Annotated in this window: 23 protein-coding genes and 1 riboswitch; of the genes, 11 read left to right on the top strand and 12 right to left on the bottom strand. The window is 60.9% G+C overall.

Annotated features, from left to right (window positions below; genetic code table 11):
* Window positions 1-5: 5 nt before the first annotated feature.
* Window positions 6-623 carry a c-type cytochrome gene (locus V5B44_RS22660; RefSeq protein WP_332361307.1) on the bottom strand — a complete coding sequence of 206 codons (618 nt, stop codon included), beginning with the start codon at window positions 621-623 and terminating at the stop codon, window positions 6-8.
* Window positions 624-790: 167 nt separating this feature from the next.
* On the opposite strand from V5B44_RS22660, the gene V5B44_RS22655 reads away from it, so the two are divergent.
* The 6 genes from V5B44_RS22655 to V5B44_RS22630 all read left to right on the top strand — a co-directional run bounded on the left by V5B44_RS22655 (window position 791) and on the right by V5B44_RS22630 (window position 4,646).
* Entirely contained in the window at window positions 791-1,801 is a 1,011-nt protein-coding gene (locus V5B44_RS22655) for an MBL fold metallo-hydrolase (protein ID WP_332361306.1), read from the top strand.
* Between the two features lie 56 nt (window positions 1,802-1,857).
* On the top strand, window positions 1,858-2,169 hold the full coding sequence (locus V5B44_RS22650; protein ID WP_332361305.1) for a cytochrome c: 312 nt from the start codon (window positions 1,858-1,860) through the stop codon (window positions 2,167-2,169).
* 1 nt (window position 2,170) lies between these two features.
* The gene (locus V5B44_RS22645) at window positions 2,171-2,659 is read left to right on the top strand and encodes a SoxW family protein (RefSeq protein ID WP_332361304.1); all 489 of its coding nucleotides are present in this window, start codon (window positions 2,171-2,173) and stop codon (window positions 2,657-2,659) included.
* Window positions 2,660-2,823: 164 nt separating this feature from the next.
* Window positions 2,824-3,270, top strand: a complete 447-nt coding sequence (locus V5B44_RS22640) for a c-type cytochrome (protein ID WP_332361303.1) — start codon at window positions 2,824-2,826, stop codon at window positions 3,268-3,270.
* A 105-nt stretch (window positions 3,271-3,375) separates the two neighbouring features.
* Complete coding sequence (locus V5B44_RS22635; RefSeq protein WP_332361302.1) at window positions 3,376-4,311, top strand: MBL fold metallo-hydrolase; 936 nt, start codon at window positions 3,376-3,378, stop codon at window positions 4,309-4,311.
* A 2-nt stretch (window positions 4,312-4,313) separates the two neighbouring features.
* Complete coding sequence (locus tag V5B44_RS22630; RefSeq protein WP_332361301.1) at window positions 4,314-4,646, top strand: hypothetical protein; 333 nt, start codon at window positions 4,314-4,316, stop codon at window positions 4,644-4,646.
* A gap of 105 nt (window positions 4,647-4,751) precedes the next feature.
* Here V5B44_RS22630 and V5B44_RS22625 read toward each other — a convergent pair whose 3' ends face one another.
* On the bottom strand, window positions 4,752-5,039 hold the full coding sequence (locus tag V5B44_RS22625) for an encapsulin-associated ferritin-like protein (RefSeq protein ID WP_332361300.1): 288 nt from the start codon (window positions 5,037-5,039) through the stop codon (window positions 4,752-4,754).
* Window positions 5,040-5,791: 752 nt separating this feature from the next.
* Here V5B44_RS22625 and V5B44_RS22620 point away from each other — a divergent pair.
* On the top strand, window positions 5,792-7,042 hold the full coding sequence (locus tag V5B44_RS22620) for a DUF1615 domain-containing protein (RefSeq protein ID WP_332361299.1): 1,251 nt from the start codon (window positions 5,792-5,794) through the stop codon (window positions 7,040-7,042).
* Window positions 7,043-7,103: 61 nt separating this feature from the next.
* Here V5B44_RS22620 and V5B44_RS22615 read toward each other — a convergent pair whose 3' ends face one another.
* The 9 genes from V5B44_RS22615 to rapZ all read right to left on the bottom strand — a co-directional run bounded on the left by V5B44_RS22615 (window position 7,104) and on the right by rapZ (window position 14,076).
* Window positions 7,104-8,303, bottom strand: coding sequence for a hypothetical protein (locus V5B44_RS22615; protein WP_332361298.1), 1,200 nt, complete (start codon window positions 8,301-8,303; stop codon window positions 7,104-7,106).
* A 69-nt stretch (window positions 8,304-8,372) separates the two neighbouring features.
* Window positions 8,373-9,098 carry a hypothetical protein gene (locus V5B44_RS22610; RefSeq protein ID WP_332361297.1) on the bottom strand — a complete coding sequence of 242 codons (726 nt, stop codon included), beginning with the start codon at window positions 9,096-9,098 and terminating at the stop codon, window positions 8,373-8,375.
* Window positions 9,098-9,661 (bottom strand): hypothetical protein, encoded by a 564-nt coding sequence (locus V5B44_RS22605; protein ID WP_332361296.1) that lies wholly within the window; start codon window positions 9,659-9,661, stop codon window positions 9,098-9,100. The genes V5B44_RS22610 and V5B44_RS22605 overlap by 1 nt, the downstream gene beginning before the upstream one ends.
* Window positions 9,658-9,936, bottom strand: a complete 279-nt coding sequence (locus tag V5B44_RS22600; protein WP_332361295.1) for a DnaJ domain-containing protein — start codon at window positions 9,934-9,936, stop codon at window positions 9,658-9,660. The genes V5B44_RS22605 and V5B44_RS22600 overlap by 4 nt, the downstream gene beginning before the upstream one ends.
* Window positions 9,933-10,772: a methylenetetrahydrofolate reductase [NAD(P)H] gene (metF, locus tag V5B44_RS22595; protein ID WP_332361294.1), complete on the bottom strand. Its 840-nt coding sequence runs from the start codon at window positions 10,770-10,772 to the stop codon at window positions 9,933-9,935. The genes V5B44_RS22600 and metF overlap by 4 nt, the downstream gene beginning before the upstream one ends.
* A 22-nt stretch (window positions 10,773-10,794) precedes the next feature.
* A complete protein-coding gene (locus tag V5B44_RS22590; protein WP_332361293.1) occupies window positions 10,795-11,148 on the bottom strand; it encodes a phage holin family protein in 354 nt (117 codons plus the stop codon).
* A gap of 36 nt (window positions 11,149-11,184) precedes the next feature.
* Window positions 11,185-12,597 carry an adenosylhomocysteinase gene (gene ahcY / locus V5B44_RS22585; RefSeq protein ID WP_332361292.1) on the bottom strand — a complete coding sequence of 471 codons (1,413 nt, stop codon included), beginning with the start codon at window positions 12,595-12,597 and terminating at the stop codon, window positions 11,185-11,187.
* 109 nt (window positions 12,598-12,706) lie between these two features.
* Window positions 12,707-12,779, bottom strand: a riboswitch (S-adenosyl-L-homocysteine riboswitch).
* A 41-nt stretch (window positions 12,780-12,820) separates the two neighbouring features.
* Complete coding sequence (locus tag V5B44_RS22580) at window positions 12,821-13,195, bottom strand: NusG domain II-containing protein (protein ID WP_332361329.1); 375 nt, start codon at window positions 13,193-13,195, stop codon at window positions 12,821-12,823.
* A complete protein-coding gene (rapZ, locus tag V5B44_RS22575) occupies window positions 13,195-14,076 on the bottom strand; it encodes an RNase adapter RapZ (protein ID WP_332361291.1) in 882 nt (293 codons plus the stop codon). Before rapZ ends, V5B44_RS22580 begins: the two co-directional genes overlap by 1 nt.
* An 83-nt stretch (window positions 14,077-14,159) precedes the next feature.
* On the opposite strand from rapZ, the gene V5B44_RS22570 reads away from it, so the two are divergent.
* The 3 genes from V5B44_RS22570 (at window position 14,160) to V5B44_RS22560 (ending at window position 17,754) form a co-directional block, all read left to right on the top strand.
* Window positions 14,160-15,335, top strand: coding sequence for a M20 aminoacylase family protein (locus tag V5B44_RS22570; RefSeq protein ID WP_332361290.1), 1,176 nt, complete (start codon window positions 14,160-14,162; stop codon window positions 15,333-15,335).
* A 276-nt stretch (window positions 15,336-15,611) separates the two neighbouring features.
* Entirely contained in the window at window positions 15,612-16,292 is a 681-nt protein-coding gene (locus tag V5B44_RS22565) for a response regulator transcription factor (protein WP_332361289.1), read from the top strand.
* Window positions 16,261-17,754: a sensor histidine kinase N-terminal domain-containing protein gene (locus tag V5B44_RS22560; RefSeq protein ID WP_332361288.1), complete on the top strand. Its 1,494-nt coding sequence runs from the start codon at window positions 16,261-16,263 to the stop codon at window positions 17,752-17,754. The genes V5B44_RS22565 and V5B44_RS22560 overlap by 32 nt, the downstream gene beginning before the upstream one ends.
* A 51-nt stretch (window positions 17,755-17,805) precedes the next feature.
* On the opposite strand, the gene V5B44_RS22555 is transcribed toward V5B44_RS22560, so the two are convergent.
* On the bottom strand, window positions 17,806-18,717 hold the full coding sequence (locus V5B44_RS22555) for a LysR substrate-binding domain-containing protein (protein WP_332361287.1): 912 nt from the start codon (window positions 18,715-18,717) through the stop codon (window positions 17,806-17,808).
* 116 nt (window positions 18,718-18,833) lie between these two features.
* On the opposite strand from V5B44_RS22555, the gene V5B44_RS22550 reads away from it, so the two are divergent.
* Window positions 18,834-19,916, top strand: a complete 1,083-nt coding sequence (locus V5B44_RS22550; RefSeq protein WP_332361286.1) for a class 1 fructose-bisphosphatase — start codon at window positions 18,834-18,836, stop codon at window positions 19,914-19,916.
* Window positions 19,917-19,925: the final 9 nt, after the last annotated feature.

Raw genomic sequence — 19,925 nt, 5'->3', positions numbered from 1 at the left:
GGCGCTCAATCGAGCGTCGCAATGTACTCGGCGACAGCATGCGTTTCGAGTTCGCTGAGCTTGGAAGCGACGGTATGCATCACCGCATTGTCGTTGGTCCGCTCGCGCTTGTTGAATTGCTTGAGCTGATCCTCGATGTAGCGCGGATGCTGACCGGCCAGACGCGGCAGCAGCGAGGTTCCCAGGCCCTTGGCGCCATGGCAACTCGCGCAACTGGGCAAGCCGGAGAACGAGTTGCCCTTGCTGAAAATGTAGCGCCCAACCGCCAGGATTTCCGTGTCCGTCGGCGTATTGGGCGTCGCCTTCTTGTTGGCGAAGAAGACACCGAGAGCCTTCATTTCAGCCGGCGTCAGCTCTTCAGACTGCGGCTTCATGGTGTCACTCTTGCGCTTGCCACTCTTGAAATCGGCCAGCTGCCGGGCCAGGTATTCAGCGTGCTGGCCAGCCAGACGCGGAAACACCGGGCTGGCCGATTCACCCTCCATCCCGTGACAGAGAAAACAGCGCCCCGAAACGATTTCTTCAGCGCGCGCCTGATCAGCCTTGGCATCGGCTAGTACCGGCAGGCTCAGCAGTGCCGCCAGCGCAGCGGTTCCCATCAGAACAAAATACTTGCAAGCCACTTGAATTCTCCCCTTGGACAAGACATCATCTATAAATCATTAAATACTAATGCACTTGCCCGGAGCTTTCAATCATGCGCCGATGGACTTGCAAGAAAATCCAGCACGAGTGAACCCCGGCTGAGCCTGGCACGACGCTTCCCATTCAACTGTTTCAGGAGATGCTGATGAACCGCCGATACTTCCTGCGCACTGCGGCAGCCGTGGCCGCCCTGACCGCCGCCGAAGTGGCGCCGTGGCAGGCCATGAACGCGCTCGCCCGAGAGGTCGAGGACTTCGTGCGCGGCCCGTCGGTCAAGGACCACCCGTTGCGGCAGGTTTCGAAGCACGTCTGGATGATCTACTCTCCCGACGGTTTTCCCACCCCGGAGAACCAGGGAATGATGTGCAACATCACCTTCGTCAATAGCCCCAAGGGTCTGATCGTGGTTGACTCGGGGGCCTCGGTGCAGATTGGCGAAATGGCCATCCGCCAGTTGCAGAAGACCCTCAGGAAGCCGGTGATCGCGCTCATCAATACCCATTACCACGGCGATCACTGGCTCGGCAACGACGCCTTTGCCGCCGCCTACAAGGATCTGCCGATCTACGCACATCCGGGGACGATCAAGGAAATCCAGGGGGTGCAGGGCAACCTGTGGCGCACACTGATGGAACAATGGACCAACCAGGCGACCATGGGTACGCGCGTCGTGCCACCCAGCCTGGCGCTGGAGCATGGCAGCGAACTCAGCTTCGGCGACCTCACGCTGCGCATCCACCATTACGGCAAGGCGCACACGCCCTACGACCTCTGTGTCGAAGTCGTCGAAGACAAACTGACCTGCGTCGGTGATGTCGCCATGGACCGGCGCATCGCCAACATGGATGACGGCTCTTTTGTGGGCACCTTCAGAACCTACGACGAACTGCAGAAGAACGCCGGGAGCACGATCTGGCTGCCCGGCCACGGCAAACCCGGCGCCAAAGTCCTCCAATGGAACCGCGAATTGTTCGAAGGTATCTACCAGCCTTGTGAACAGGCCGTGAAGGAAGGCTTGCCGCTCGCAGAGGCAAAGGCGCTGGTACTGAAAGACCCGAGGGTTGTCGGTCGAACCGGGGACACGAAGGGCTTCGAGGCGAACATCGGCAAGTATGTCAGCCTGGCCTACCTGGAAGCCGAGGCGGCGGGCTTCTGATGGACTGCCGCCTGACCTGATTCACCACGTCAATCATTCAATTCTCGGGAGAAGCCATGCGCCTGCGATCCCTGGCCCTGTTCTGCCTGCTGCCCCTTGCCGTCTGCGCGGAAGAACCGTGGGGCAAGGTCGACTTGCAAGCCGCCAAGCCTCTGCACGAAAAATCCTGCATCAGTTGCCACGTGCGCATGTACGGTGGCGACGGCAGCAAGATGTATACCCGTGACGGACGCATGCTCTCGGACCGGCTCGAACTGCTACAGCGTGTCGCCACCTGTAATGCCAGGGTCAGCGCCGGCTGGTTCCCGGACGAGGAAGCTGCAGTGGCCGCCTGGCTGAACCAGCAGTTCTACCATTTCGCGCAATAGAATGTACCACTTCCTGAAGACCGTCGCCCGACTTGGCCGGTGCTGCCTGCTGGCGCTGCCCCTGGCGGTATCCGCGTCGGGTGGCAAGCTGCAGACGGCAACCGATCTGCGCGCCGAAGCGGAATCGGCCGGCCACTCCGGCGGCCCGCTGATCCTGCTCTTCAGCCGGCAGGACTGCCCCTACTGCCAGGCAATCAAGCGCGATTATCTGCAGCCGCTGGCCAGCAACTTGCGCTATCGCAACAAGGTGGTAGTGCGCCAGATCAACCAGGACAGCGATGCGCCGATCACCGATTTCCGCGGCGGGCGCAGCACACATGCCCGTTTCGCTGCTGCCGAAAGGATCAAGCTGGTGCCCGTCGTCGCCTTCTACGGCCCGGATGGCAAACGACTGACCGATCCGATCATCGGCACGCGCTTGCCGGATTTTTACCAGAGCTACCTCGAACAGGCGATCGAAAAATCCGTGCTGGCCCTCAAGACCCGCTGAAGCGATCAGACGCGGGTATCTCTGGCCAGCGCAAGGCGGTGATCGCGATTATATGGATCATTTCCCGCCAGCTCTCACTATCGCTTTGTTCTACGCTGATTTACGCGGCCGGCCACTCCGCCTACCGGGTTCAGCTATTGTTCAACACGTTTCAAGGAGGCACGATGAGTATCAAAATCAAGTTCTTGAATCGCACTGTCCTTCGTGCTGCAGCCATGATCCTCGGCACGGCGGCAACCGCTGCGGTTGCTGATGACAGACTGGTGGATGTAGGAAAAGGCGAGTACGACGCCGCTTGTGCGGTTTGTCATGGCAGCAAGGGAAAGGGAAATGGGCCCTTCGTGGAGCAGTTGGCAAGCCGTGTGCCTGATCTGACGGTCCTCGCCCGCAACAACAAGGGCGTGTTCCCGTTCGACCACGTCTATCAGGTAATAGACGGGAGAGGGGAGTTGAAGGCCCATGGTCCACGGGACATGCCGATCTGGGGGCGAGCATTCAACATGCAATCTTCGCGATACTTCCAGAACACGCCACCGGAGGACAAGGAATCGGCAGCACGTAGCCGCATCATGGCGCTGACGGAGTACGTTTATCGGCTGCAAGCGAAGTAGCTTGATGGCTGTAGCGAGGTCGTGACAAGGAGGGCTTGGCACGCGCTGCGCCCGGGCCGGTCTTCTCATCCCCGGTCGCTCATCCCCATTCGCTGGTGACTGACCATGAACCGTGTTTCTTCCACACTCGACATTGGCGCCCTGAAGTGCCTGCGGATTCTCTGTATTTCTGAGACCGGCTGGTTCGACACTGCCACCGTGTTCGATGACATCCGGGCGGCCGGTGGCGCTCAGAGCGATCAGTACGCCATCCCCTGGCCGCCGTTCGGTAGATTGCACGCGGAGAACGCGGCCGGCTTCTCGGCGCTTCTGGAAGCCGAGACAACGGATGGAAGGCTGCGCCGACTGCTGTTCGACACCGGCTGGAGCCCCGAGTGGATGGATCGCCGCTTCGCCGAGGAGGGCATCGACCAGTTGTTGCAGGAGGGCCAGATCGAGGCGCTGATCGTCAGCCACGAGCATTTTGATCACTTCTGGGGGATCCGCTCGACCCTCAGGCACTGCCCAAGTATCCCGATTTACGTCCCCGGCGGTTTCCATCAGACGGGCCTGAGCTTCATCCGCCAACAGGGTCACACGGGAACCCTGATCACCGTCGCCGCCGACGAGCCGCTGGTCTTGTTCCCCGGCTTGGCCGTGGTAAGTTTCCCGATGAGTACCCTGTTGCAGGTGGAGGGGGAAAACGTCCTCTATGCGAGGTTGCAGAATCAGGGCCTGAGCATGATCACCGGCTGCGGCCACGGCGGGGTACTCAATCTGCTGGATTATGCACGGCGGACCTTTACCGGTGGCGATCGGATCCATGCAGTCTATGGCGGCCTGCACCTTTCGCCCCTGGAAGATTGGGACACGCAGCGGGACCAGATCGTGCAAGCTTTGGGCAACTATGGCATTGCGCAGATGGCGTGCAACCATTGCACTGGCCGCACTGCGGTCGAGAAGATGCTTGCCAGCGGATTGCCCGTCCTGCGGGGGACAGGACGGCATGGTTCTCAGACAGACTTGTTCCTGGGCAACGGCGACGTACTTGAACTGGAATAAGCATGCCGACCGAAGCGATAGAATTCCGCGTGAACGACGATACCCTGAGTGGTGATCTGTTCCGGCCGAAAGGTGTACTCGAGCCACCACTGGTAGTACAGGCCCCCGTGTTGATCATCGCCGCAGAACGTGACTCGCGGATTCCGTTCGCCACCACTCGCAGGACTGCGGCACGGATTCGATCCTGTCAGTTCGAGGCGCTATTGAATCTGGATGAGGAAGCAAGAACGCGCGACAGCCCTGCAGCACCATCGACGGCCAAGGGGTGGCGCAACCAGTCAAGTTCTCAATTGATCGACATGGCTTGCACCAAGGCAATCCGTCAGGATTATTGACGTGAGGCCTCAGAAGCAGCGACTTTTCCCTGGCCAGGGGCAAGTAATGCCGATCTCCCGCTGGCGCAGGCGGCAGAATTTTTCATAGCCTCCGAGAGGAGATTTCTATTCGTGTGCAATGCGCTTGTCCGTGAACAAATAGTCTCTCAGCTCCTTGGAGAAGCTTGCATCCTTTCTCCGAATCCACTCCAGAACCATCGCCGCATGCTCCTTTTCCTCGTCGCGGTTGTGTCTGAGTATGGCCTTCAACTCTGCGTCTTTGCAGGCATCCGCCCGCTGGTTGTACCAATCGACGGCCTCCAGCTCCTCCATCAGGGAAACAATGGCACGATGCATATCCCTGGTTTCATCTGACAGCTCTGACTCGGGCTCGTGGTAACCAACGCTTGACATGGTTCTTGCTCCTTTATCGGACTGAATTTGGCGAAATCCCTGACCTGCCCGCTGATGCCCAGACCATCGCAACGTCCCGGTCGAAACAAACCAGTCATTCGGGGAGTTCGTTGACCGGCAGCGTCGGCTTCGCATCGCTGGCTCTCCCTATTTTAGACCGAGAGCCCAGCGCGTGCGGTCTCTTTTGGCGAGCTTCCCTGCCCGAAACGACTTGTCACGATACCGCGTATTCTTCCTGCTCAGCCTCGAAGAGCATGCTTGCCAGCGACGTCATGCCCCCCTGCTGTGCTGGCTCCGGGATTTGTTCCAGGCTGGGTCGTGCTTGCACACCGGGGTCTTGCAGATCGGGTGGTAGTTGGGGTCTATGTCGTTTCGTTTGGGATGGCGCGTCGATGCGATGATCAAACCGCTTGCCGATCCGCCGGATGGCGCGCTAGTTGGCCTCGCGCGTATTCGCTTGCAGCCCCTTGAGCATCAGGTGTTGCAGATGCGGTGCGTAGTTGCGGACAATCGTTGCTTCCGGTGATGTGCTCATCGTAAGATAACCTCCAGTTTGTCAGGGGTGGGCCCTTCTTTCGAGGGGAGGTCACAGTGTGATTTGAGCACGCCGCCCTTGCTTCCTCCGCGCCGCGGCTTCGCCCAGTGGCGTGCTTGTCGCCTTCGCCGAAGCAGCCAACCCCAGCTCCAGCAGCCCTCGCCGGCGCCCAACAAGTCATTGTCTTGTCCCGAGAAGCTCTCCAACATCCAAGCCGATGCCCTCCACACGCCAACTCGTCCTGCTTGCCGCTGCCATCGCCGGCTGTGCCACCGATGGCAGCTACGAATCGCGGCCGTCGCCCTCGCTGCCACCGGCATCGCCACCGACACTGCCGCAGGCGCCGGGAGCCAAACCGCCGCAGCCTCTGCTACCCCCGGCAAGCGTCATGCCGCCGCCTGCGCCGCCCAGACCCTCGCCCGTGCCGCTGCCCTACGCCGGCGAGCGCGACGGGCGGGCGATGGCCAGTCGCTTGCTGCCGACGAGCATTGCCGACCGCAGCGGCTGGGCAGCTGATATCTCCGCCGCCATCGCCGCCCTCCAGCTTCCGGCGTCACCGGAAAACCTCTGTGCGGTGATCGCGGTCATTGCGCAGGAATCGAGCTTCCAGGCAGACCCCGTGGTACCTGGACTGTCGCGCATCGTCTGGCAGGAAATCGACCAGCGGCGAGGCAGGTACGGCATTCCAAAGGCTGTTCTCGACCTAGCCTTGCGAAAGGCCTCGCCGGACGGGCGCAGCTACCAGGTACGCATCGACGCGCTGCGTACGGAAAAGCAGATGAACGCGCTCTACGATGAGATGATCTCGGAATTTCCCGGCGGCAAGACCCTCTTCGGCGGCTACAACCCGATCCGCACCGGTGGGCCAATGCAGGTCAGCATCGACTTCGCCGAGGAACAGGTGCGCAACAAGCCTTATCCCTACCCGCGCCGCGACAGCGTGCGCCACGAGGTGTTCACGCGGCGCGGTGGCCTTTACTTCGGCATCGCCTCCCTGCTCGACTACCCGGCCAGCTATAGCCAGATGATTTACCGCTTCGCCGATTTCAACGCCGGCCGCTACAGCAGTCGCAACGCTGCCTTCCAGGACGCAGTCAGCCGCCTTGCCGGCCAGAAGCTATCGCTTGATGGCGACCTGCTACGCTACCGCAACGGTCTGCCAGTGGCCGAAGCCAGCGACACCCAGCAGGCGATTCTGGTGCTGCAACCGCGCTTGAACCTGTCCACGACGGAGATCCTGCGCGACCTCAAACAGGAGAAGTCATTCGCCTTTGAAACGACGCCCCTTTACCAGCGCCTCCATGCCCTCGCCGATGCGGCCGGCGGAGAGCGCCGGCCGCGCGAACTGCTGCCCAGGATCAACCTCAAGAGCCCCAAGATCTCGCGCCAACTGACCACTGAATGGTTTGCCCGGCGGGTGAACGGCCGCTACCTCGACTGCCTGTCAGAGAAGGGGCCCGGGGCTTGAACGAGATACCGGCGGGTGGGCTAACCCGATGCCCGACGTCACCTTTGGGATCGCCACAGAACTAGATGACAATGCAGTTTTCCTTCAGGAAGTCGACCGCCTCGCCGAGCGTGGTGTCGGCGGCGGCGAGCAGAATCCCCTGCGCCTCCGGGAAGAACTCCGTCCATAGCGCTTCCAGGTCGTCCTGCATCTCGTAGGGCGCGTAGGCGCGGATGAAGCCGAGCACCGGCAGGCGCTTGAAGCCATCGAGACGCGCCTTGCGGATCAAGGCGCGTGCCGCCGCTTTGCTGAGCGCCGGCCTGGGCGGCAGGTCGGCAGCGAGGCAGACGAAGATCGTCAGTAGCGAGCTGTCGTCGGTCTTGCCACCGGTCAACCTTCGCCAATCCTCGGAAACCGCGGCATCAAAAAGACTCGCGTCTTCCGGACCGAAGTCGCGCAGAAAATACAAGGGCTCGAGTTCCTGAATCAGCCGGTTCATCGGCACGGAAGCGTCGAGAATCCTCGGTAGATCCTCTGTTTCAACCTTCTTCAGCTCCCGTCTGGTGACCGCCAGCGAAGCCGCCGGCAAGGCCCTGAAGGTCTCCTTGAGCTGCTTTCTGCCCTTTGCCGGCAGGCCCTTCTGCCTGATCGCATCAAGTATGCCGATCAGTCCTGCGCTATTGGGGATTGAAACGGGGGTAATCCCGCTCAGATAGACGAGCATGGCCGTGCGGATGATCGACTCGACGGACACGGTCGAGATGCCGGACGCCGGCATGTCGAGCTTCTCGGCAAACCAGAGAGCGGTCGAAATCGCCACTTGATGGCCCTCACGCAGGGCAAGGGCCTGGCGGTAATCGGTCAGGCTCCTTAATGACCAGTCGGCCAGGAACTCCTTCTGGGACTGCCTGACGAGGATGCCGTAGGAGCCGTCCTCGGGCATCGACCAAAGACTCTTGAGCATTTCCGATCCGCCGCGCGAATGCGAAAGAAAAGTGTTGTCACGCAGCGACCGCGCCGCTTTGTCGATATCACCGCCACTGCTGTCTTCGAGAAACAGGCTGACAAGATTGACGAGCCGCAGGCGTGCTTCCTCGATATTCGGTCGCAGATACTGAGTACCGAAATACTCGGCGATCTGCACCATCCCCTTCGGCGCGTCGTTCCTGATGCTGCTGATTTTCTCCTGATCGATGATCCCGTTTCGCACACCGTAGACGAACGCCCGTTCAAAGAAAGGCCGGTCGTCGAAAATGGCAATCTGGTGGCGGTCAGGCTGCATGGGGCGTGAGACGTCTTTTCGGTTAGCTCTTGCTGGTTTGCTCTGGCTGCAGTCGCCCGGTGCCCGCGACTACAGCGCGGACTCCTCTTCCTGCCCGGCCGGCGGTCGCTGCTCGGCGGAACTCGGCTGCGCAACGCCAGCCGCTTGCCCTTCCTCCGCCCTGGCACGCGCGCGCAGAATCAGCAGCACCTCGCGAAAGATCTCGGGATGTTGATAGCGAAGCGTCCACGCCAGTTCCATCCAGTCATGATCGTTGACTTCGCTGTGATTCAGGAAAGGACGATTGGCGTCCGAGTCGGACAGCAAGTCCAGGCGTTCCTCGTCGCTCAGTTCGTCGGTCCCTTCGTCGGCGTCGGCAAAAAAATCGAAGGTGGCGGTCCTGAAAAAATGCTCGATGGCTTCGGCACGCTCGCAAAAGTAATCGGCCAAGGTCTCACTGCCACCTTCGATCTCGCCAATCGCCTCAAGGAACTCACCGGGGTCGCCGCCTGCCCGGAAAACGACCGAATTGATCATGCCGTGCAAGCGCTCGTGACTCCGGTCGCCATAACGCTGTTCAAGCACGATCGCCCGGGCAAATTTCTCGGGCGACACCAGCAGGTTCACGACGGATTCGCGCGACGAATCGAAGTCGCGAAGAACTGCCAGCAGATCCTTGGCTGGAAAGTCGTCAAGAGCCACCACCAGGGCATCGTCCCCTTCGCTTTCGACCAGCGAGACCAGCGCCGCCTCGGCACCAACGATATCGCCAACCCGGATCAGTTTTTCGGCTTTCAGGAGCACCGGGTGGTTCATCAATAGTCCCCGGAAAATCGATCTTTCCGATCAAAGCCTTGTTCGGAAAGCCAGTCGGCACCCGCCTCTTCGAGGTCGACGTCGAGGTCGATCTCGGTGTCGATGCCGAAGTCCTCGCCGTTGCCATCGTCACGGTCGCCGGCCGGCGGGGCGTCGGCCGACTCAGCGTACATCGCCGATCTGCCGCGCAGGTACTCCAGGCAGGCGGTCACCACGAGAAACTGGTCGCCATTCGGGTCCTTGAGCACCACCTCGGCCAGTTCCTCCGCCCAGGGTTCCAGCGAGACCGACGAGAGCAGCGTCGCCCAATGCGGAAGATCGTCCGGATCCTGCGCCGTAAGGTCGCGCATCACCTCCCGGCTGCCGAAACGCATGCCGCCATGGAAGGCAACAGCAACCATTTCCGGGTTGCACTCGATCATTGGCAGGAGTTGCGAAACCTGGCCTCGCTTTGCCTGCAGCCGTTTGGCCAGCACATCATGCCCCGCCGAATCAGTCATCAGATCATCCAGCTCGGCGTCATAGGCCGACTTGAGCTCTTCAAAGAATGGCGAAAGGCTCATGGCAATACTCCTTCAAGATAGTGTTTCCAGATCTCGCGCGCCGTTTCCAGTGGCTTGTCGAGCAGGTTGCGGCGCCGGTTCTCATCGTAAACGTGGCGACGACCAGCGTCCGAAAGCGTCTCGTAGGCTTCCTGAATGTCGCGAAATCTGTCGGTTGCCTCAGGGGCGCTGTTCCGGTCAGGGTGGAACTGCAAGGCCTTCTTGCGATAAGCCGTCCGCACTGCTTCGCTTGCAGCATCGCTGGCGATGCCCAGTATCGCGTAGTAGTCCTTCATCCAATTCCGAGGCGCTGCCAGAGCGCCGTCGTCAGTCCCACCTGATTGAGCGTGTAGAAGTGCAGGCCAGGTGCGCCGCTGGCGAGCAGCTTTTCGCAAAGTTGAGTGACCACGTCAAGGCCAAAGGCACGAATCGATGCACTGTCGTCGCCGTAGCTTTCAAGCCGCTTTCTGATCCAGCGAGGTATTTCCGCACCGCAGTTGTCGGAAAAACGTGCCAGGCTGCTGAAACTGGCAATCGGCATGATGCCGGGAACGATCGGCACCGTGATGCCGACCGCTTGGCACTCGTCGATGAAGTGGGCGTACGCGTCAAAATTGTAGAAATACTGCGTGATCGCCGAATCGGCACCGGCTTCAAGCTTGCGCTTGAATGCCAGGAGGTCGTCCATCGGGCTCTTCGCCTGCGGGTGATACTCCGGGTAAGCCGCGACCTCGATATGGAACCAGGCACCCGTTTCGGCACGGATGAATTCGACGAGTTCATTGGCATAGCGAAAGGTGCCCGGCCGGGCCATCCCCGACGGCAGGTCGCCGCGCAGCGCAACCAGGTGCCGAATGCCGTGCGAACGATACTGTTCGAGGATGCCGCGAATGCTCTCCCGGGTTGACCCGATACACGACAGGTGCGGTGCGGCTTCGTGACCTTCGCTCTGGATCTCGAGCACGGTATCGAGTGTACGGTCACGCGTGGAACCTCCGGCACCAAAGGTGACGGAGAAGAAGCTGGGTTTCAGCAGCGCCATCCGTGCGCGCGCCGCCCGCAGTTTTTCTGCCCCCTCGGGCGTTTGCGGAGGAAAGAGCTCGAGGCTGAAGGTACGGGGGTTCCGTGTCATGAAATTACCGTTTCCGTGCCGGCTATTTCGACCTGCCCTTGGCGGGCAGGGCCGAAGACAGGATCGACGAGAAAATGCTGTAAAGGATGGCGCCAAAGACGCCAGACCAGAAGCCCCCGACGACGAAGCCCTCGAGCATCGAACCAGCGAGCCAGAACATCAGGCCGTTGAGAACGAACAGGAAGAGCCCCAGCGTCAGCAGCGTCACCGGCAGCGTCAACAGAACCAACAGGGGCCGCAAGGCAGTGTTCACCAGCCCGAGCAGCAGCGCTGCGATCAGCGCCGACCCGAACGATGCCACCTTGATCGATGGCATCAGGTAAGCGACGGCAAGCAGCGCGCAGGCGTTGAGCAGCCAGATCAGGATGAGTCGCATCGCGGCCCCGGTTTGGAATGCAGATTGGTGAACGACCTAGTAACGATAGTGGTCGGACTTGTAGGGCCCCTCCTTGGCGACACCGATGTAGGCCGCCTGCTGCTCGGTCAGCTCGGAGAGTTGCGCATTGAGCTTCTTGAGTTGCAGGCGAGCCACCTTTTCGTCGAGGTGCTTGGGCAGCGTATAGACGCCGATCGGGTAGTCGGCATTGCGCGTGAAGAGTTCGATCTGGGCAATCGTCTGATTGGCAAATGAGGAACTCATGACGTAGGACGGATGGCCGGTGCCGCAACCGAGGTTGACCAGGCGACCCTTGGCCAGCAGGATGATCCGCTTGCCGTCGGGGAAGATCACATGATCGACCTGCGGTTTGATCTCCTCCCACGGGTAGACCTCCACCGAGGCGACGTCGATCTCATTGTCGAAGTGCCCGATGTTGCAGACAATCGCCTGATCCTTCATCTTCCGCATATGCTCATGGGTGATGACATGGTAGTTGCCCGTACAGGTGACGAAAATGTCCGCCTTGTCGGCAGCGTAGTCCATGGTGACCACGCGGTAGCCTTCCATGGCTGCCTGCAGGGCACAGATCGGGTCGATTTCGGTGACCCACACCTGTGCCGACAGGGCACGCATGGCCTGCGCCGAGCCCTTGCCAACGTCCCCGTAACCGGCAATCAAGGCAACCTTGCCGGCGATCATCACGTCAGTGGCGCGCTTGACGCCGTCGACCAGCGACTCACGACAGCCGTAAAGGTTGTCGAACTTGGACTTGGTCACTGAATCGTTAACGTTGATCGCCGGGAACCTGAGCTCACCCTTGGCGTGCATCTGGTAAAGACGATGAACGCCGGTGGTGGTTTCCTCGGTCACCCCCTTGACAGCCGCCAGACGCAGCGAGTACCAGGTCGGATCAATGGCCAGCCTGGCCCTGATCGCCGCAAAAAGGATGGTTTCTTCCTCCGAGGCCGGGCTTGCCAGTACCGAAAGGTCGCTTTCGGCCCGGGCACCGAGGTGCAGGAGGAGGGTCGCGTCGCCACCATCGTCGAGGATCATGTTGCTGTAACCCCCATCCGGCCATTCGAAAATGCGGTGCGTGTAGTCCCAGTAGTCGGCCAGCGACTCGCCCTTGACGGCAAAGACCGCGACGCCAGCAGCGGCAACGGCTGCAGCCGCGTGATCCTGGGTCGAAAAGATGTTGCATGAGGCCCAGCGAACATCGGCGCCAAGGGCAGTCAGGGTTTCGATCAGCACCGCAGTCTGGATCGTCATGTGCAGAGAGCCGGTGATACGCGCGCCCTTGAGTGGCCTGGCGGCGGCAAACTCCTCGCGAATCGCCATCAGGCCCGGCATTTCAGTTTCTGCAATGCGCATTTCCTTGCGGCCCCAGTCAGCGAGTCCGAGGTCCGCAATCACGTAGTCTTGGGTTTGGCTAAAAGCATCCGACACAGTAAGGCTCCTTGAGAACTGTGACCGGGAGAGGGTAGCTATGAAGCACCATGGCTGAAGAATTCAGGCCTGCGCCCCACCCATCTTCCCACACCCGGCACGGGTTGTGGTTGGATGAGCGCCGTTTCAGAAATCCGAGCCTGAAACTGTCGCACGACAGCCTTGCAGCGCTCCTCGGATTGGACCCCGATTATAAACCGGCTTGGCGAATCCTGGCCAGCGTTCAGTAGGAAAGCGAATCATAGGTCGGCCGGCCTCCCTTTATCTCGACACTGACCTGATTCGGCGCACAGATGGCAATCTCGCCGGGGTTGGCCAGCCACCCCTGGCGTACGCAGTATTGACGGGGGCCGGGGTCAGAAGCAACGCGCACGCGGCGCTTATCTACGACGACCGTGGTGATTCCCAGCGGCCCCGGGACTTCGACGCGGCGATTCCGCGACAAATCGAGCTCGGAAAAGACCTCTCCGCCTCGCTTGACGACCGCCCTTTCGGCAACGCCAGCCTGCCATGCAAGGGGAAACGATGCCGCGCAGGCTACCAGCCCGAGGCTCATGACCAGCCAATCGCCGGGCCGCAATAGCCCGACCCAGGCGATCACGGGGTGCCGCCAACCGCCGGGACGGGGGAGCGTAACTCGCGATGACGCACGAGCACGCGCGCGCAACCGTGAAACTCCTTTCCCAGCCATTCAGCAAGATAAACCGAGCGATGCTGGCCACCCGTGCAGCCGATGCCGACCGTCAGGTAATTGCGGCTGTCCTGGACGTACGAGGGTAACCAGGCGCGAAGGAAGCCGGCAATGTCACCGCGCATTCGCAACACCTCGGGTTCGGCCTCGAGGAAATCAATCACCGGCGCGTCACTACCGGTCAGCGGGCGCAGGTTTGGATCGTAGTGCGGATTGGGCAGACACCGAACGTCAAAAACCAGGTCGGCATCAAGCGGAATGCCGTTCTTGAAGCCGAACGACTCGAACAGCAGGGTCAGCCCCCGACAGGGGTCCGACGAGATGTCTGTGGTCACGAACTGGCGAACCCACTCGCGCAATGCGCTGGCCTTTACGCCACTGGTATCGATGTGGTGACCGAGTGCTGCCAGTTCCCCGAGACGAATCCGTTCTTCGGCAATGGCTTCGGTCAGGGTCAGCCGGTCGCTCGCCAGCGGATGTCGGCGCCGCGTTTCCGAATAGCGTTTGATCAGCGTCGCGTCCTGCGCGTCGAGAAACAGAAACTGCAGATCAAGTTCATTGGCACGCAGGGCATCGAGCTGCAACGGAAGCATCGCCACACTATCGCCACCGCGAATGTCGATCACCACCCCGACCTTGTCGTAGCCCTGCAGTTCCAGTTGCCCGACAAGCTGCTGCAACAGCTGCGAAGGCAGGTTGTCGACACAATAGTAATCGGCATCCTCAAGGACTTTGAGGGCAACCGATTTGCCGGAACCGGAGAGGCCGCTGATGAGAACGAGATGCATATTCCCAAGCATAACGGATGCCCGGCGCCACGAGCAAGCCACTCTGGAATAAACTGAACATCCCAGGTTATCAGGCAGGGCTCATGACACCTCTGAACATTCCCTTTCTTGCCGAACTCGCAGCCATTCGGCACGATATTCACGCTCACCCGGAACTGGCGTTCAGCGAGGTGCGGACCGCCGAAGTGGTGGCTTGCGAGCTCGCCAGATGCGGCCTCGAAGTCGACCGTGGTCTGGCCAGGACTGGCGTCGTCGGAATCCTGCGCAAAGGCGACAGTTCTCGTGCCATCGGGCTTCGTGCCGACATGGATGCGCTGCCTTTGCACGAAAAGAACGACTTTCCGCACCGTTCGAGAAACGAGGGGCGCATGCATGCCTGTGGTCACGACGGGCACACCGCAATCCTGCTCGGCGCCGCACGCTACCTGGCCGAGCACCGGCACGAGCTGGACTTTGGCGGAACTGTTTACTTCATCTTCCAGCCTGCCGAAGAGTCCGAGGGAGGTGCGGCGGTGATGATCACCGATGGCTTGTTCGAGAAATTCCCGATGGACGCGGTGTTTGGCCTGCACAACTGGCCGGGCATCCCGGTCGGAGAAATGGCGGTGATGCCGGGGCCGGTAATGGCCGGCACCTGCACTTTCGAGATTGCAGTCCGGGGGCACGGTTGTCATGCGGCGATGCCGCACCAGGGTATCGATACACTGGTTGCAGCCAGTCAGCTGGTGCTGGCGCTGCAGACCGTCGTTGCCCGCAACATCCACCCATGCGAATCCGCGGTCGTCAGCGTGACCCAAATCCACGCCGGTGAAGCGTGGAACATCATCCCAGACGACGCCGTTCTCCGGGGCACCATCCGCAGCTTCAATGCCGAAACCCAGGATCGGGTCGAACACGCCGTTGAGCGACTGTGTAGCGGCATCGCCAGCGCCTTCGGCGCACAGATTTCGGTGCGATTCGATCATCGCTATCCGGCAACCGTCAACAGCGCGACGGAGACCGCAATCTGCCGGTCCGTCGCCAGCCAATTGCTGGGGCCTGACAAGGTGCGCCAGAATGAACTGCCGTCAATGGGTGCGGAAGACTTCGCCTACATGCTGCGCGAGAAACCGGGCTGCTACGTGTGGCTGGGCAATGGCCCGGGGACGGGCGGCTGCACCCTGCACAATCCACATTACGACTTCAACGACGATATCCTGCCGCTTGGCGTGGCTTACTGGGTCAGGCTGGTGGAGGCCGTGCTGTCGGCAAGGCGATAAAGCAAACGTTGCTGAACGGCTGGCCAGACAGCATTTTTTTGTTAAACTCCACAGACCAGCAAGAGGCCCCGTGCCCCAGGAGCGGCCAGGCGACCACTGTGCGCCGATGCCGTATGTTCCAAAAAATGGCGGGGAGTGCCCGGTGCAGTATTCAGGCACTCCCCGGGTTCTGGCCGAAGCCGGAACCCCCAGGACCATAAAAGGAGAACAGCGTGCGTAGATTAGGGTCGGTGACTTACAGAGACCTTACGCCCGCGAGACAAGATATTTCAAGCCATGCGCATCCTCCTTGCTGAAGACGACCGAATCATTGCCGATGGCCTGTCCCGATCACTGCGCCAGGGTGGCTACGCAATCGATTGCGCTTACAACGGCATCGACGCCGACACGGCGTTAATGACGAACAACTATGATCTGCTGATTCTTGATCTCGGCCTGCCCAGACTACCCGGACTCGACGTCCTGCGCCGCCTGCGAGCCCGCAAGTCAGGCACGCCGGTGTTGATCCTGACGGCTCTTGACGGGATCGAAGATCGGGTCAAGGGGCTTGACCTCGGCGCCGACGACTACATGGCCAAGCCCTTTGAGCTGGTCGAACTTGAAGCCCGCGTGCGAGCACTGAGCCGCCGTTCGTCAGGCACCTCACATCTCATCGAGTGCGGATCGCTGACTTTCGATCAGACCGACCGCTGCGCACTGGTGAATGGTGAAATGCTCGACCTTTCGGCACGTGAACTTGGCCTGCTCGAGATTCTCCTGTCGCGGGCGAAGCGCCTGGTCAGCAAGGACCAGCTGGTCGATCACCTCTGCGGTTGGGGGGAGGAAGTCAGCCACAATGCGATCGAGGTCTATATCCACCGCTTGCGGAAGAAGCTGGAATCGACCGGCGTGAACATCATCACCGTGCGCGGGCTTGGCTACTGTCTTGAGAAACCTGCGGAAGAGAGAAAACCCTGACGTTCAGCGCTCGCTGTTTGGCGAGATTCTCGACTGGATGCTGGCGCCACTCCTCTTCGTGTGGCCGATCAGCATTGCGTTTACGCACTACTTCGCCAACAGTGTCGCCAGCTTCCCGTATGACCAGTCCTTGCGCGAACACGTGGCGGCGATATCGCGCCAGATCAGCTTCGTCGACGGTCACCCGCAGCTCGCGCTACCGGGCCTGGCGAAGGCTTTCCTGCGCTCCGACGAGATCGACAACGTCTACTTCCATCTGCTTGACCGCGACGGCAGGCTGATTGCCGGCGACCCGGAATTGCCGGCGCCGAAGAACCCCGAAGAACTCTTGCAGAATGAGCACGGCGAGGTGCTTTTCCGTGACGACGAGTACCGCGGACAGACCCTTCGCGTCGCCTACATCCATCTGCTTGAAGCGGGCGCGCCCCACGAGCGTCTTGTTCTGATCGAGGTGGGTGAAACAACTGAAAAACGCTCCCAACTGGCGAACAAGATCATCGCCAGCGTCATCCTGCCGCAGTTCGTCATCATTCCGTTGGCTGTCGTCCTGGTCTGGTTCGGCCTGTCGCAGGGACTGCGGCCGCTGACGCGGTTGCGCGACCGTATTGAAGCGCGGCGCGAAGCTGATCTGTCGCCGATTGCCGTTCGCCGAGTGCCAGAGGAACTGCGACCGCTGACCGAAGCATTCAATTCCATGCTGGCCAGAATGCAGCACAACGTGACTGCGCAACGGCGTTTCATAGCCGATGCGGCGCATCAGATGCGAACGCCGCTGACCGGCCTGAAGACGCAGGCCCAGCTGGCAATGCGCGAAACCGACCCGGCAGAACTGCGCCACGCCCTCCGGCAGATCCTCAACGGTGCCGATCGGGCGTCGCATCTGGTCGATCAATTACTGGCTCTGGCGCGTGCCGAGGCGAGCGAATACTCGCAGCAGACCTTCGTCCCGCTGGACCTCGATCACCTGTTACGGGAAGTGGTTGAGACCTGGGTTGTTCAGGCTCTCGAAAAGCGCATCGATCTGGGTTATGAGGCGGCAGGTAGCGTGCTCATCCTGGGCAACGCCTTTCTCCTGCGCGAAATGATCAACAACCTGCTAGACAACGCGCTGCGCTACACACCAGCCGACGGATCGGTCACGGCCCGGGTGGTGGCACAAGGTGACTTTGCTGTGCTGGAAATCGAGGACAGCGGACCCGGGATTGCCGATGAGGAGTCGCAAAGGGTCTTCGACCGCTTTTACCGGGTCGATGGGACAGACGGCGAGGGCAGTGGCCTGGGACTGGCCATCGTTCGCGAGATCGCCGAAGTCCATCAGGCCGCAGCCAGCCTGCGTCGGAACAACCGGGACGTAGGGAGTAGCGAGTACCCCGGCTGCGTCGCCAGGATCGTGTTCCCAGTCCATCGCCCACCGACGCCGCGCGTTGCCACCCCGGATCCCTTGCAAACCGGTTTTGCCTGATACCGATCAAATGCCCGGGTCAGCAAGCCAGACAATTCCGGGCCGCATGAGTCACACCAGCTTTTTGAGGTAAGCGGGAGCCGATTCGAGAATGAAGTCCCAGAAGGCGGCCAGTGCAGGGGTCAGGTACTTGCTCCTGTGACGAACGATGTGCCATCGGCGCATGACGGGCGTTCCTTCGACCCTCAAAATGCTCAGACGTCCAGCGCGCAGCTCCAGTCCCAGCGTGTGCTGGGAAATGAAGCTGATGCCGAGCCCGGCCACGACAGCTTGCTTGATCGCTTCGTTGCTGCCCATTTCCATGCCGACCCGCGGCTTGATCGAGTGCTCGCGAAAGAACTCCTCCATCGCCGAACGCGTCCCCGAACCCGATTCGCGCACGATCAACGTTTCGCCGGCAAGGTCCTCGACGGCAACGCTCGAAGGCCTGGTCAGCGGATGCTCGACACTGGCGACGATGACCAGCGGGTGGGGTGCAAAAGCAACGGCCACTGCGTCGAGTTCCGCCGGTGGACGGCCCATGATGGCCAGGTCGACCTCGTTGCCGGCGAGCAGGCGACTCACCGTATCGCGATTGTCAATCACTAACCGGATCCGTACGTCAGGGTGGGTCTTGCGAAACTCGGCCAGCAAACCCGGCGCAAAGTACTCGGCAGTACTGGCTACCGCGACCGCAATTCGTCCGCCCTTCAGGCCCTTCAGCGCCAGCAGCGCCTCGTCCGCCTCCTTCAGAGATTGCAGGATCTGTCGCGCATGGTTCAGCAGGATCTCGCCGGCCTCGGTCAGAAAGACGCGCTTGCCAATCCGTTCGAACAGCAGGGTGCCGCTGACCTCCTCCAGCTGCTTGATCTGCAGCGAGATGGCCGCGTGCGTCAGATGCAGGTTTTCGGCCGCGCGGGCAAACGAGAGATGGCCAGCGGCCACCGAGAAGATCTGGAGCTGGCGGATGGTAGCGTTTCTCATCAGTTACCTTTTATTAAACTAAATGAACAATACGTTTAACTAGCGTTTTTGAATCAGGCCGCTAGAATCTGACCAATCCCCAGACTGACACGAATTTCATCTCCCGGAGTCTCGCCATGCTATGCGGACGCACCAACGTCAATAAATTTCTGATCGAGGAGCAGCGCCGCAATCCGGCGCTGGTCGGCGACTTCTCGATGCTTCTCAGCGACGTCGTTCGGTCCTGCAAAGCGATTGCGCAGGGCGTTTCGCGTGGCGCGCTGGCCGGAGTGCTGGGCGACGAGGGCAGCGAGAACGTGCAGGGGGAAGCACAGAAGAAGCTCGACGTCCTCGCCAACCAAGCCTTCATTCACCATTGTGAATGGGGTGGTCACCTGGCCGCAATGGCGTCGGAAGAAATGGACGACATCTACCCGATTCCGTCCGAGAATCCCCGCGGCAGGTATCTGCTGGTTTTCGACCCACTCGACGGGTCGTCGAATATCGACGTCAACCTTTCGGTTGGCAGTATCTTTTCCATCTTGCTCTGCCCGGAAAATTGTACTGGGCGCGCGATCAGCGCGGCTGATTTCCTGCAACCAGGCAGCCGCCAGGTCGCCGCCGGCTACGCCCTTTACGGCCCGTCGACGATGCTCGTCCTGACCGTTGGCAGCGGCGTTTATGGTTTCACGCTCGATCGTGATATCGGCGAGTTCCTGCTGACACACCCGAACCTGTCCATTTCGCCAGAAACCCGCGAGTTTGCGATCAACGCTTCCAACGAGCGCTTTTGGGAGGCGCCCGTGCAGCGATACGTCGCCGAGTGTCTGGCGGGCAAGCCCGGTGTTCGAGGCAAGGACTTCAACATGCGCTGGGTGGCGTCAATGGTCGCGGAAGTTCATCGCATCCTGATGCGCGGTGGCGTCTTCATGTATCCGCGTGACAGCAAGGACATGTCAAAACCCGGGCGTTTGCGACTGATGTATGAAGCCAATCCGATGGCGATGATCGTTGGCCAGGCCGGCGGCCTGGCTTCAACTGGCAGCGAGCGCATCCTCGATGTGCAGCCTACCAGTCTGCACCAGCGGGTGCCGGTGATTCTCGGCTCGCGCGACGAGGTCGAGCGCATTGAACGCTATCACCGTGAGCACGAAACCGGTGAAGACCAGCCCTTCAGGTCGCCGCTCTTCTCGACACGAACGCTGTTCAGGGACGATTGAGTCTCGCTA

Source organism: Candidatus Accumulibacter necessarius (assembly GCF_036625085.1).
The sequence above is the reverse complement of the archived record's forward strand: the minus strand, read 5'-3'. Positions and strand labels throughout refer to the sequence as shown.